Raw genomic sequence first — 12,761 nt, forward strand, 5'->3', positions numbered from 1 at the left:
TTGTTGTGCGTCGATGCGCTGTCTTGAAAATAAAGATTATTTTTGCTAATATGAAACGTGTTGATTTTATCTAATTTAATTCAGTCTATAAAAGACTTTTTCTATTCTTTGTTTTTTTCAACCGAAGAGGAAGCCGGCTCTCAAAAGGCCATGCGGAGTATTATTCAGGATTTAAAAAAATGCAGATACCCTGTATACCGTCATGACAACACCATATTGGCCGGCTTGCCTATGCTTATTTATGAAATCTACAGAATAAGCTTACCCCTTAAACATATTCTGCAAGAATCTATATGTTCCAATGATATTCGTATTTCAAATTTCTTTTTGGATAAAATTGTCGAGTCCTCATTTTCAGACCAACAAAGAACACTAAAGGAAAATATATCTTTTAGCTGCCGAATGGAAAAAATCGCTGATCTGATGAGAGATGATTTTGATCAAAAAATAAAGGAGCAAACAAATGAATTTGATGATTTGTTGTTTTCTTTAGCCGAGCCTGCATTTAAGGTTGTTGATGTAAAAATAAACAAAATATTTACTTTTTTTGATTTTTGCAGTTTTCAATTTAACACCTTTTTTGCTTATTTTGATCCGGGGTTTAATACGGTTATTAATACCGACGCTGTGATGGAACATTATAATTTTGAAAATGTAGACGGTATGACTATTTTTCAAGAAATTCTTGATTTGGATTATCTTATCCGTAATATATCTATAGACGAGCATTTGCTGGATGGTTTGCTCTTTCTTAATTCCATTCTTCCCGAAGATAAGCAGTCTGATGAGCTTTATATAAAAAAAAGTTTAAAAATGTTTGCTTCAACGCTCGAAAACAGTCTCGGTAAAAATACTTTAATAAACCTTGCCAAGCTGATAAAAAACGATCCTAAGTTTGAAGATAAAACAAAAGCTCCCCGATTTTTTTCTGAAACGGAAGACTATAAGACAAGGCTTATAACAAATTTTAGCGCCGATACAAAAAAAATCCTCAAATTAAGACAAGACGCTCAAATGGTATCGCTTATAGACGATTTATTCGGAAATATTGAAATTTTTAAACTGGATGTTTATAACGATGAACTAAATAATAAAATACAATCTTTATCAGGTCTTTCTTTAGATTGGATAAAACCTCTGGAAATTGTAAAAACTTATACAAAGAGTTTTTTTGTGCCTTTGATGGAGCCTTTTTTGAGAGAGCTTTTGGTAGAAGGACTTTTTGAAGATAAAAAAATGAAATCGGAATTTGCAGCGGACTATTATTACTGTTTGGCTGTTATAGAAAAGATAAATGAACTTGAAAAAGCGATGTACGGTAAAAATGAGTCTTCAATAGAGCTTATAAGAGGTTATTTAACAAGAATGGAGGCCGGAGGGGATTTTGAAAAACATCTATCAAAAGTGATTGATGATATTAACCAGCGTTCAAAGAAATTTTTAGAAGAAGCCGGCAAACACTACTTAAACTTGCTTAAATTTTGTAAGTTAATAATAAAAGATACTTATAAACCCGTTCCCGAAAATGTATATAACATAACAGCAATGATAAATTCTACAAAAAACAAAGAAAGATTCGCTATTTTTGCAAACGGAATAGAAAATTTTGAAAAAATGATAGAGCTTTTAAAAAAATATGTTGTCATCGATATGTCGGAACTCAACGAAAAGGCAGGTAACAGCTATGAAAACAGGATCAAATGAAAAATTATTAAAAAAAGCATTACATGCAGGGAATTGTAAAAAATATACGGATAAAATTTTTCATCAAGAAAAAGAAATATTTGATTTAAAGCAATTATTGCAAATTTCAAAGAGTTTAAATTCGGTTTTGGAATTTGACCGCTTGATTGAGGCAATATTATATATAGTTATGGCTCAGCTAAAAACCTTAGGCGCTGCAATTTTTACAAAAAAGTCCTTTGACGATAATAATTTTGTTTTAAATAGAGATCATTATGGGTTTGATATATCCCGTGATATTCAATATTCCATCAATACGGACCACCCGCTGATAAGTTTTTTGAATAAATCCAATTCAGGTTTTACTCCTGATGAAATAGGCAAAAACATAAAAACCGACAAAATTATAGAAGACTTATTTAGTCTCAGGCCTTCTTTTTTGATCCCCTTAAAAGCTAAAAACAGAATGGTAGGTTTTTTGCTCTTAGGCGAGAGAATGGAAAATTCTCATAAATTTACCGATTATGAAAAAAATATTATAGAAAATATTGCCTCCTTAGCGGCTATAGCAATAAATAATTCTCAGCTTCTGGAAATGACAACAACCGATATAATGACTCATTTAAAACTAAAACATTACTTTTTTACTCTTCTTATGGAGAGGTTGGATATTATAAATTCATCAAAAACAAAAGAAGAAACCCTTTCCATATTGATGATTGATATAGATTTTTTTAAAAAGATAAACGATACCTATGGGCATTCTGCGGGAGATATTATTTTGGAAGAAACAGCTAGAATTATAAAATCATGTACCCGATCTGCAGATACGGCCGCAAGATACGGAGGAGAAGAATTTGTTGTAATGCTTAGTAATACTCCGGCTAATGATGCTATGGCTATAGCTGAGAGGATAAGAAAATCGATAGAAAGGAATGTTATACTCTATAATGATAAACAAATCAAAATCACTGTTTCGACAGGTGTATCAAGTTATAACTTTGACCTTGAGCCAGCAAAATCTTTAGTGGACAGAGCCGATAAGGCCTTATATGAATCCAAACAAAACGGAAGAAATTGTGTAACATTATCTGAAAATAACTTGCCTAAAGGTTAGAAATTTTAGATATTCTATGTATGAAGTATTTAAGAAAACCTTTTAAATATACATATAAGAATGCCGTACTAGCCATAGCTATTATAAATGCGGCCGTTTTTGTGTTTACGAGTCTCTTTAAAAACCTTAGTGCATATCTGGGTTTGACTCCTTTCCTGGTAGTATATGCACAAACTTATTGGCAGTTTTTCACTTATCAATTCGTTCATGGAGATTTTTTTCATTTGGTATTTAACATGCTTGCTCTATTCTTTTTCGGCGTGCCGGTAGAAAGAAAAATCGGAACAAAGGAATTTATACTTTATTATCTTTTGATAGGTACAATCGATGGAGTTTTGAGCTTTTTGGCATATGCTGTGACAGGATTCAATATTACCCTTGTAGGTGCTTCGGGTGCAATTTTCGGTGTTTTACTTTTATATGCCGTAATTTATCCAAACTCAGTGATCTACCTTTGGGCGGTGATTCCCGTACCTGCTCCTCTTTTGATTTTAGGTTATGCCGTAATCGAGTTAATAAGCATTTTCTCTGTAGGTGACGGAATAGCTCATTTGACCCACTTTATAGGACTCCTTACAGGCTGGGTATATATAAGAATCCGCTTCGGAATAAAACCTCTTAAAGTCTGGAATTCAACGGGACGGTGAAATTATCCGATAATAATGTTATGAGAAAGTTAATAGCGGGAACTCTTTTTTTTATAAGTTTTTATTTATATGCGGATACTTATTCCGGCGCTTCCGACAGTGATGCTTTGATTGTAAGAGCTCCTGTCTGGGTCTTTGTTGATGAAGCCCCAAAAGGAATCGATGATGAGAATAAGGCTGAATTTATTCCGCCTAAAGAAGCCCTACTTAAACTTTCGGCTTATATCATCTCAGGCATGACCTACGGTTTAAACTTTGTATATACTCCCTTGGACAAAAAACGTAATGTAGAGGAGCTCTTTGAGCTTGAGCCTGTTTTTACACCAAGTACCGAAAATATAAAGATTACAGACGTAAGGGTTAAATACCCCTACTGCTATTCTTGGGCCGAATACGGCATCCCCGAATCCTATGCCGGGCATTTTAAACTCTGGACAAAAAATGCTCATAAAACGATAAAGGGGAGGGGAAAGGGAGACCGGTTTAATGAGCTTGAAGGGGTCTATGCAGCTTATACCGATGCGGTAAAAAATGCCGTGCGGGAGTATGCACGGGGGTTTTTAAAAAATAAGCCTAAAGAAATTCGAGGGGCTGTTTTGATAAAATCTCCTCCCCGCCTATTTGTAGAATCGGGCTTTTTTAAGGCAGAGCTTGAACTTTATATCCAAATAGATGAAATTATAAAATATACGGTTTTTTAACTTATGAATTTTATATCGGCACCTATGGCAGCAATAACCCATTCCGCTTTTAGAAGGTTGGTTGCCTGTTTTAAAGAGCCTGGTGAGTATTTTTCTGAAATGATACATGCTCCCTCGGCTGTTTCAGGCGGAGGTTTTGAAAAATGGTATTTTAGGGCCAATCCCTCGCCTGAAAAACTTGTTTGGCAGATTACAAGCCCTGATGAGAAGGCTGCGGCCGATTGCGTTCCCATTTTGCTTCGGCACGGAGGCTTCGCAGTTGACTTGAATATGGGCTGCTGTGCTCCGCAGATTGTAAACACCGGTGCAGGTTTTGCATGGATGAAAAAGCCGCTTTCCGAGGCGGCCTCATTGGTAAGCAAGGTTAAAAAAGCTGTTTTGCTGTATGATGAGCAAAAGGCCGGGCCGCAAGCAGTTCCTATCCGCCTTAGTGTAAAACTCCGCTTAGGTGAAGAAGAAAACTATGGCCGGCTTTTATCCTTTTGCAAGATGCTTGTTTCTGAAGGAGTAGATCTAATTACCCTCCATCCCCGTACCCAAAAACAAAAATATTCACGTCCTTGTAAACATGAATACATATCCCGTCTTGCTTCCGATTTGCCGATTCCGGTCTACGGAAACGGAGATATAAATTCTCTTGAAACCTTAAAAAAAATCAACTCAAAATACCCCTGTTCCGGCTGGATGATAGGCCGTGCGGCAGTACAAAAACCGTGGATTTTTTACGAACTTTCAAAGATCAATTTAAAAAAGGGAGCAATCGAAAACACAGAAAAAAAAATTGAAATAGATTTATTAAAAACGGCAGACTTATTTTTAAGCTTTTTGCAGGAAGAACAGCCTAAAGAATTTTATATTACAAGGGCTCAAAGGTTTTTTGCGTTTTTTTGTGATAATTTCAGTTTTGCTCACTACATAAAAAGCAAAGTTCTAAATTGCAAAAGCCTTGACGATATGCTTCATAATTTAAGCACTTACTTTGAAGAAGTACCCGAAGACAGGTTCATAAGGGTTTAATTTTTTTGATGTAAACATTTTAATAATACATACCACATACTTATATTTCAGTGTTTTTTCATCAGTTTTTCTTCATAAAAAACCGAGCGTTTTTCAATTTCGGAATTAAGCTTCTTTAAGCCTTTTTCTTCAAGCAGAGTTTTTTCGCCTGAAAATAAGGAGCGGCCTAGACCCAAACCCTTTGCATCGAATTCGATGCCCATACTTTCTACAACAGTGGGAAAAAGATCGAAGGTCGTAAATAGCCGGTTTTTGTTTTTATCCGTTGTTTTTGCCGAATTTATAAACGCATTGTAGGGGTGTCTGTCTTGTAGTTTAACAGTCGGCAGGTATAAATCCCCGCCCATGTATAAGTGATCCCCCAAAATGACTATTGTAGTATTTTTATAAAAGTCTTGAGTTTTAGCCCATTCTACAAAATCATAGGCTTTTTTTGATGCACCGGCGTAGACATTGTGTATTTTTTCAAAATAAAGGTTGGGACATTTTTCGTCGGCATAACCGCGGGGAGAGTGTGTGTCGGCAGTAAAAAAAATATAGACAAAAGGTTTATCTTCTTTTGAAAGTTCCGTAAGGTCTTCCCTTGCAAATTGATAGAGCTTTTCGTCTTCAAAGCCCCACCATACATTATAACCTTGAGGAATTCTTCCGTTTTCAACAAAGTAAGAATAATCTTGAACTTTAAAATTTTTATGACCGGTTAAAAAATTACCCAAGCAGCCGAAATTTTTATCTGCTGCCATACTGAACACAAGATTATATCCGTTATCGTATAAAAGGTCTCCTAGCCCGTAACCTCCTTCCATAAACCTATCGATTTTTAGTAAGGAAGTATTCAAGGATGAAATTTTAAAAGAAGATGCATCAAAAGAAAGAAGATTTAAAATTAACGGGACTCCCATATTTAGGGAGGTAAGGGAAGCTATCGAATGAGAGGTTCCCATAACTTGGGTACCTCCGCCCAATTTTTCACAGTGGCTGAATGAAAGGTTTTGCTCGGCTATCCCGCGTAATTCCGGAATAAGGTCATAACGGGATAAGCCTCCGAATTCCTTTGATGTAGCGCTTATTTCCATCGATTCAAGGTAGAGGATTATAAGATTCCTCTTTTTTTGAGGAAAGGTAAACTTTACTTTTGAAGGATCGATATAGTTAGTTTCATAAAGGTCTGTCGGATGGCTCAATTTATAATAGGCATATTGAATATACTCGAATTTATATTGGCAATATCCTAAAATAATGCACAGATAAATTGCCGCATAAAGACGGGGTCTCTTTATCAAGACAGGGAAAATACGGTAAGTTTTTTCTTGCTTTGTTGTTAAAATAAATTTTGTCTCTTTTAATATTAAAACAAGGTTTACAATGGATAGTATTATAGGAATTACAAGTGCCTTTATATAAAAACTTAGAAGAATTTCACTGCTTGTGCCGTCAATGGGTGTTACGGTAGTAAAGATAAGCTGATCTATTTGGGCATGAGGAAAAACTCCTAAAAGCCAGATTATAAGCATTATAAGAAAAGCGTACAAAAATACAAAAAGGCTGCCTAAAAAAGCTTGCTTTTTCTTTTCTTTTTTATTTGTGAATTCAATTTTTTCTCTTATAAACATATCGCATCTTTAAGCTTTCAAGCTAAAAAATTTATCCCGTATATTTATCGAAATATCCTTGTATAAATATTATAGGGGTTCCCTTGTCTCCGCTTCCCGATGTAAGGTCAGAAAGAGAGCCTATTAGGTCGATAAGCCTCCTCGGTGTAGTCCCTTGAGACTCCATAGAGTCTATGTGGGAGGAGGTTTCTTTTTGATGTTTTTCGATATATTCGGCAATTTTTTGCTTTTGTTCTTCTTTGCTTAGGTCTTTAAAGTTGTTGTCTGCCAGATATTTTAATTTTACCTCATTGGGTTTGCCTTCAAGCCCCTTTGTATAAGCAGGCGAAACAACCGGATCGGCAAGTTCCCAAATTTTGCCTATCGGATCTTTAAAGGCTCCGTCTCCATAAACCATAACTTCAATGGTTTTGCCTGTTTTTTCTTTTATTATAGCCTGTATCTTATCGACAATGACTTGAGCATTTTGGGGGAATAGCTTAATTCTGTCATCCCCGGATTTATTGGAACCTAAGAGGCCGTAAGTTGAATTAAAGCCGCTTCCGTTTACAGGGCTGCTCAAAATATCGTCGAGGCCTAAAACGGTCTTTGCTCCGGCTTTTTTTAAAAGTTTTTTTGTTCTGTTCCGTGTATGAATATCGCAGGCTAAAACCGAATCGGTGTATTCTATTATTTTTTTGGAATCATTGGATAAGATTACAAAGGATTCGGGATTATGCTTTTTGATTATAGAATCATAATATTCTATATAGTCCATCCCTGTAAATTTATGCTTGTGGTCTCCGAATTTACTTCTAAATTCTTCTCTTGTAAAGGAATTTGTCCATGGATTTACATCGGAATCTTCAAAGACATCGGGGTCAATCAAGTGGTTGCCTACCTCATCGCTGGGATAGCTTAACATAATAATGAGCTTGTTTTTTGAACGGGCGATGCCTTCCAAACAAACGGAAAAACGGTTTCGGCTTAAAATCGGAAAAATTAGGCCTATGCATGAATCTCCGAATTTTGCCTTTATATCGGCTGCTATATCATCGGCTGTTGCATAGTTTCCCTGTGCACGGGCCACTATGGACTCCGTAACGGAAAGAATATCTTTATCATTTATTGTAAAGTTTTCGGCTTTTGCGGCATTTAGAAGAGTTTCGGCAGCAATGGAGGCTATGTCATCCCCCTCGCGTATTATCGGAGCAATCAGCCCCCTGGATGTAGTTCCTATAAATTTCTTCATTTCGAACCTCGAAAGGATATTATATGGCCTTTTTTTTTGTTTGTCAATAAGTTTTTTATTACTTGTTTTTTAATATAAAGACATCGACTGCCCATTGTAAAATAAAATAAATTATGTTAAACTTTTTGCAGATGAGGGGAATAAAATGAAAAAAATTGCCTTTAATTTTTTATGTTTAACTCTGATACTCAGTTTTTTTCTTTCTTGCGGAGGGAGAAAAGATGCTTATGAAGCCGCCAAAAGCGGCCGAACTGAAAATTACATGTCCGAATCCAAAAGTGCATTATCAGATTCCGCTTTTACTGAAGACAAAAAAGAGTCTGAGGATGTTAATATTGCAAGTTTAGATAACACCGAAAACAACAATATCGAAAGAAAACTTATAAAAACGGGTTTTATAGAATTTGAAACTGAAGATATAAAAAAAACAAGGGAAATAATCGAAAACCTTGTAAAAAAATATCAAGCCTATATAAGTCAAGAAGATGAGAAACATTTTTATTCCGGCCTTAGACAAACAATTATTGTTAGAATACCAAAACAAAACTTTGATGTTTTTTTAAATGAGCTCACTGCCGGTATTAAAAAACTTGATAATAAAAATATTACGGTTGAAGATGTTACGGAAGAATTTGTAGACAGCCTTGCCCGATTAAGGGTAAAAAAAGAAACGGAACAGACTTATTTAAAAATTTTAGGCCAAGCAAAAACGGTAAAAGATATTTTAGAAGTACAAAATCAAATTCAATATTTACGCTCCGATATTGAGTCAATCGAGGGCCGTTTACGCTATTTACAAAATTCGGTAAATTACAGCACCTTAAATATTTCAATGTATCAAAATATTACCGATGGTACGGCAAAGCCGTCATTCTTTACAAAATCCTTTGATGCTATAAAAGACGGAATAAGTCTTTTTAGCGATATAATTATAGGTATCCTTTACCTTTGGATATTTATACTTATCATTATAGCGGTTTTAGTAATTATCATCAAAAAAAGACGCAATAAAAAAAGATTAAAGGAAAAACTTTTAGATAATTAGGTATTCATCGAAATTATAAGCTCTATTTCGCCGGTAGGAAGGGGGACTTTTTCGGCTATCAGCTCTATTGAAAGACCTTTTTTAGCCATTTCAATTATCTGTTCCTTCATCGAAGCTGTCCGATCGGGAACAATCCCTGATTTAGGAGCTAGAATTTGTTTTGTATATATCTTAATAGGTTCATCTTCGATATAAATATTTTCTTTTTTAGTTACTTGCTTTGGATGTCCGTTCTCCCTTATACCTCCATTTGAGGTTATAGGCCTTTCGGCTTTTGCTATAACATTTTTATCAAAGCCGGAAAAGGAATCGGCCTTGACTGTTTCAGCAAGGCTTTGGTAAACCCTTTCGGCAGCGCTTCGTTTTTCTTCTTCTTTTCCGGCAAGCAATATACGCTTGTCCAACTCAAGAATAAGACTGTTGACTTCCCTAATTTTATCTTCCATTATCGTAACGGACTGATCGGTTTGAAAAGCAATTTGCGCTACCAATTTTTGAGTTTCATTTTTTATATTATTTATCGAAGCCCTATCAGAAAATTGATTTTTAAACTTAAAATAAAAAAAGAGGATTAAAAAAATATTTAATACCAATAAAACAATTGCAATAATATTTATCATCCCGAAATATCCACCCTTTGTCCCAAAGAAGGGTCTTTTATATATTCTTCAGTATCAGGCTCCTGCTCGGTTTGAGGTGTGGTTTGTTTTTTTGAACTTTCTTCTTTCTTGTTTTCCTCTTCAGGAGACCTTCCGTCCTTATTAATTCTAAGATTTTCATTATTGTCGGAATCTACAATCTGAACAGTGCTTAATCTTTTTTCTGCATCAATTTTATTTTGCTGCTGCTGAGCATCCTTTACCATAGAAACAAGCTGCTGTTCGGCTCCCTGCTGTTTGCCGACTTTAGCCATTTGAGCATATAGAGTTTGCAAATCAATTGGTTGAATAGCCACTTGGAACCTTCTTAAAATCCTCTTCGTTTTCTTCCTGATACTTTCCGTAACGTACAATTCCCTTGTCAAGATAGAATGTAGTAGCTTTACAATCCATCCTTACATCCTCGGCAGTGTCCCTTATTACTATGCGTACTCCCGGATATACATGTCCTGAAGCGGAAACCCTGCCTTGATTTTTCAATGTATTTAGATATTCTTTTATTTGGGTAATTTCTTTTTGTACTTCGTTAATCTCGGTTTGAAGAGTATATTTATACTCGTTCATTTTATTATAATTTTCTTCTTTGTCTTTTGGCAGTTCTCCCCGCTTGGATTTAAGCTCTTCAAGACTCATTAGATTAAGTCTCAGGTCTTCAAGGCTCTTTTGATCCATTTCTTGTTTTTGAAGCAAAAAGTTTAGCCTCTCCTTGCTTTTGGGGTCGAAGCCTACACTTACCACAAGATCGTTCCCGCCTGAAACGCTGCCCAAATTTCTGGCCGAAATAGATTCGGAGGCACTTAAATTGCCGCTTATTATATCGGCTTTTTTTCCGCGGCATATGATTTTGCGGTTAGCCATTACATTCGATTTTATAATACCGTCCGAAACAATTACCATATCTCCGGCCTCAACTACGTCTGTGTTTTGAATAAATTTAGACCATATGGATTTGCCCGCTCTTATTGCGCCGCCTTCTTTACCCATGATGCCCTGACTTACAACTATATCGCCTTCGGTATCAAGCTCCGCCCTGCCGACCGAGCCTTTTACCTCAATATTACCGGAGGCTTTTATAACAAAGCCGTCATCGACATTTCCGTTTACAAATACGGAGCCTAAGAATGTAATATTTCCGGTTCTGATTGAAACGTCGCCTTCAACTACATAGATTTCTTGTACCGTAATCTTATTTTTTACTAAAAGAACTTGTCCGTTTACTTCAGCGACTATAGTTAAACCATCCGCAGCAATCTTTGTATTTTTGCCTACGGGCATAACAATATCTTTTCCGTTAAGAGCCTCAAGGTATTTTCCCGTAACGGTTTTTCCGGGCTTTCCTCTTTGGGCAGGAACCTTTTGAGCCACAGGCTGCCCTTCTACAACGTTTTGAATGAGGTTTAATTCCTTAAAATTGATTTGTCCGGAGCGGGTTTCCTGCAAACGTACCTGTGTGTTATCCACTTCAAAATTATAAATAATCTTTGCATCGGCACCGTTTTGAGGTGCTATACCTTCCGCTACTAAATAATCTTCACGGTACACAGGAGAGTCTTGGAATTGTTTGACTCTCTCTTCATTTATTCCGACTATTATTCTGTTATTCTTTAAAAATGCGATAATCGTATCTGCGGAAAGGTCAACTCCGCCTGCCGTAGGAGGAGTTACATAAAGGTAGGCCTTCATTTCATCATCGCTTATATTGACGGCCATCGCAGCATCATTGCCGGGTATCCGTTTATAAGGAGCGACCCTGACATATTCTCCGCTTTTTTCATCCAATATTGGGGTAAGCACATCATCTTCAGGTATGGGAAGAGCTCTGTCTCTAAACTTGTCTCTTGCGGCCTTTATGTCAAAAAGGCGGCCGTTTCCTGAAGGGGGTGTTACCTTAAAGTAAATGCCGTCTGCTGCACAGAACACATAGCCCATTCCGTCTTTATTTATAATTGCCTCACCTTCAATTATATCTTCGGCCTCAGGCTTTTCTTCTTCTGTATGTTGAGGTTTTTTTACTTTTATGGTTTCATAGGCTCTTATTTTCCATTCTTTTGGAATTATGGCAAAAAAGCCGGAAGCGCCTTTTTGCAGAATTTCATAGTCTATTGATGAAACAGGCATTCCCAGTTGTATAGCTGCATTAGCAAGGGCTTCATCAAGGGTATCTCCGCTTATATCAACAAAAAAACGCCCTGAATCCAATTCATGCATTTCAGACATTTTTTCTTGTATTTGATTAAGCCTAATCATATATTCCCCCTACTTTATACCCTTAGTAACATTTGAGAGTTTAGCTTTTAATTTTACGTTTGCACTTGTATGTATCTGCGATACGCGAGATTCGGTTACGTGAAGGACTTCTCCTATTTCTCTTAGGGTCATATCTTCATAATAGTACATAATTAAAACCTTTTTCTCTCTTTCAGGCAATTCTTTAAGAGCTTCAGATATAACGCGTTTTGTATCTTCACGTTCTACAATTACATCCGGATTCAAGGAGGAAGGCGACTCAATTATATCGCCTACGGAAAACTCTTCAGAGTCATCATTGGAAAATCTTAGATCAGTTAACGAAATAACATTTGTTCCCGATATTTTTAATAAAAGAGAATTATATTCTTCAATATCCAATCCCATTGCATGGGCGATTTCTTCGTTGGAAGCAGAACGCCCTAAGCGGGCTTCCAAATCGGCAATAGTTTCTTCAATTTCACGGCTTTTTTGACGCACAGACCTAGGAACCCAGTCTATAGACCGCAGTTCATCAAAGATAGCTCCTCTTATTCGATTAACGGCATAGGTATTAAATTTAACATTTTTATCAAGATCATATTTTTCTATAGCGTCCAGTAGGCCGAAGACTCCATATCCTACCAGATCGTCGAATTCTACATTAGTCGGCATTCCTATTCCTATCTTGCCGGCAACGTATTTTACCAATGGAGCATACTTTAAAATAAAATATTCTCGGATTTTAGGATCTGAGGTCTTTTTGTATTTTTCCCAAAGTTCGTCTTCAGGAATATTTTCATAATCCGTATTTGCCATTAC

General features: G+C 36.2%; 12 protein-coding genes. 6 read left to right on the forward strand and 6 right to left on the reverse strand.

The genetic code is table 11. The features are described from left to right. Nucleotides 1–57 precede the first annotated feature (57 nt). From E4N74_RS12500 to E4N74_RS12520, 5 genes are read left to right on the forward strand one after another with little or no spacing between them, the layout of a single operon-like run. On the forward strand, nt 58–1,704 hold the full coding sequence (locus E4N74_RS12500; RefSeq protein WP_255818052.1) for a hypothetical protein: 1,647 nt from the start codon (nt 58–60) through the stop codon (nt 1,702–1,704). After that, nucleotides 1,685–2,800, forward strand: a complete 1,116-nt coding sequence (gene dgcA / locus E4N74_RS12505) for a diguanylate cyclase DgcA (protein ID WP_255818053.1) — start codon at nt 1,685–1,687, stop codon at nt 2,798–2,800. Before E4N74_RS12500 ends, dgcA begins: the two co-directional genes overlap by 20 nt. Nucleotides 2,801–2,820: 20 nt before the next feature. Beyond that, on the forward strand, nt 2,821–3,447 hold the full coding sequence (locus E4N74_RS12510) for a rhomboid family intramembrane serine protease (protein ID WP_044978459.1): 627 nt from the start codon (nt 2,821–2,823) through the stop codon (nt 3,445–3,447). Between the two features lie 20 nt (nt 3,448–3,467). Continuing rightward, nucleotides 3,468–4,148 (forward strand): hypothetical protein, encoded by a 681-nt coding sequence (locus E4N74_RS12515; RefSeq protein ID WP_044979719.1) that lies wholly within the window; start codon nt 3,468–3,470, stop codon nt 4,146–4,148. A 3-nt stretch (nt 4,149–4,151) separates the two neighbouring features. Next, nucleotides 4,152–5,165, forward strand: a complete 1,014-nt coding sequence (locus E4N74_RS12520) for a tRNA-dihydrouridine synthase family protein (protein ID WP_255805501.1) — start codon at nt 4,152–4,154, stop codon at nt 5,163–5,165. Between the two features lie 47 nt (nt 5,166–5,212). Here the strand turns inward: E4N74_RS12520 and E4N74_RS12525 are convergent, their stop codons facing one another. Next, the gene (locus E4N74_RS12525; protein WP_255818056.1) at nt 5,213–6,778 is read right to left on the reverse strand and encodes an LTA synthase family protein; all 1,566 of its coding nucleotides are present in this window, start codon (nt 6,776–6,778) and stop codon (nt 5,213–5,215) included. Between the two features lie 31 nt (nt 6,779–6,809). Next, complete coding sequence (locus tag E4N74_RS12530; protein ID WP_145475238.1) at nt 6,810–8,009, reverse strand: coenzyme F420-0:L-glutamate ligase; 1,200 nt, start codon at nt 8,007–8,009, stop codon at nt 6,810–6,812. 145 nt (nt 8,010–8,154) lie between these two features. Between E4N74_RS12530 and E4N74_RS12535 the strand changes: the two genes are divergently transcribed. Next, complete coding sequence (locus tag E4N74_RS12535; protein ID WP_255805503.1) at nt 8,155–9,054, forward strand: DUF4349 domain-containing protein; 900 nt, start codon at nt 8,155–8,157, stop codon at nt 9,052–9,054. On the opposite strand, the gene E4N74_RS12540 is transcribed toward E4N74_RS12535, so the two are convergent. The 4 genes from E4N74_RS12540 to whiG are packed head-to-tail and all read right to left on the reverse strand — an operon-like array spanning nt 9,051 to nt 12,758. After that, on the reverse strand, nt 9,051–9,674 hold the full coding sequence (locus tag E4N74_RS12540; RefSeq protein WP_255818058.1) for a hypothetical protein: 624 nt from the start codon (nt 9,672–9,674) through the stop codon (nt 9,051–9,053). The two genes, E4N74_RS12535 and E4N74_RS12540, sit on opposite strands and share 4 nt — an antisense overlap. After that, the gene (locus E4N74_RS12545) at nt 9,671–10,009 is read right to left on the reverse strand and encodes a hypothetical protein (RefSeq protein ID WP_255818060.1); all 339 of its coding nucleotides are present in this window, start codon (nt 10,007–10,009) and stop codon (nt 9,671–9,673) included. Before E4N74_RS12545 ends, E4N74_RS12540 begins: the two co-directional genes overlap by 4 nt. After that, nucleotides 9,990–11,960 carry a FapA family protein gene (locus E4N74_RS12550; RefSeq protein WP_145475240.1) on the reverse strand — a complete coding sequence of 657 codons (1,971 nt, stop codon included), beginning with the start codon at nt 11,958–11,960 and terminating at the stop codon, nt 9,990–9,992. Before E4N74_RS12550 ends, E4N74_RS12545 begins: the two co-directional genes overlap by 20 nt. Before the next feature lie 9 nt (nt 11,961–11,969). Beyond that, a complete protein-coding gene (gene whiG, locus E4N74_RS12555) occupies nt 11,970–12,758 on the reverse strand; it encodes an RNA polymerase sigma factor WhiG (protein ID WP_044978464.1) in 789 nt (262 codons plus the stop codon). Between the last annotated feature and the right edge of the window lie 3 nt (nt 12,759–12,761).

It is taken from the genome of Treponema putidum, assembly GCF_024401155.1.
In the GTDB taxonomy this organism is placed as follows: Bacteria; Spirochaetota; Spirochaetia; order Treponematales; family Treponemataceae; genus Treponema_B; species Treponema_B putidum.

What these genes read in the sequence shown, in the direction of transcription:
- dgcA (WP_255818053.1), top strand. Translation starts at nt 1,685, where the DNA reads ATGAAAACAGGATCAAATGAAAAATTATTAAAAAAAGCATTACATGCA.
- E4N74_RS12510 (WP_044978459.1), top strand. Translation starts at nt 2,821, where the DNA reads ATGAAGTATTTAAGAAAACCTTTTAAATATACATATAAGAATGCCGTA.
- E4N74_RS12515 (WP_044979719.1), top strand. Translation starts at nt 3,468, where the DNA reads ATGAGAAAGTTAATAGCGGGAACTCTTTTTTTTATAAGTTTTTATTTA.
- E4N74_RS12520 (WP_255805501.1), top strand. Translation starts at nt 4,152, where the DNA reads ATGAATTTTATATCGGCACCTATGGCAGCAATAACCCATTCCGCTTTT.
- E4N74_RS12525 (WP_255818056.1), bottom strand. Translation starts at nt 6,778, where the DNA reads ATGTTTATAAGAGAAAAAATTGAATTCACAAATAAAAAAGAAAAGAAA.
- E4N74_RS12530 (WP_145475238.1), bottom strand. Translation starts at nt 8,009, where the DNA reads ATGAAGAAATTTATAGGAACTACATCCAGGGGGCTGATTGCTCCGATA.
- E4N74_RS12535 (WP_255805503.1), top strand. Translation starts at nt 8,155, where the DNA reads ATGAAAAAAATTGCCTTTAATTTTTTATGTTTAACTCTGATACTCAGT.
- E4N74_RS12540 (WP_255818058.1), bottom strand. Translation starts at nt 9,674, where the DNA reads ATGATAAATATTATTGCAATTGTTTTATTGGTATTAAATATTTTTTTA.
- E4N74_RS12550 (WP_145475240.1), bottom strand. Translation starts at nt 11,960, where the DNA reads ATGATTAGGCTTAATCAAATACAAGAAAAAATGTCTGAAATGCATGAA.
- whiG (WP_044978464.1), bottom strand. Translation starts at nt 12,758, where the DNA reads ATGGCAAATACGGATTATGAAAATATTCCTGAAGACGAACTTTGGGAA.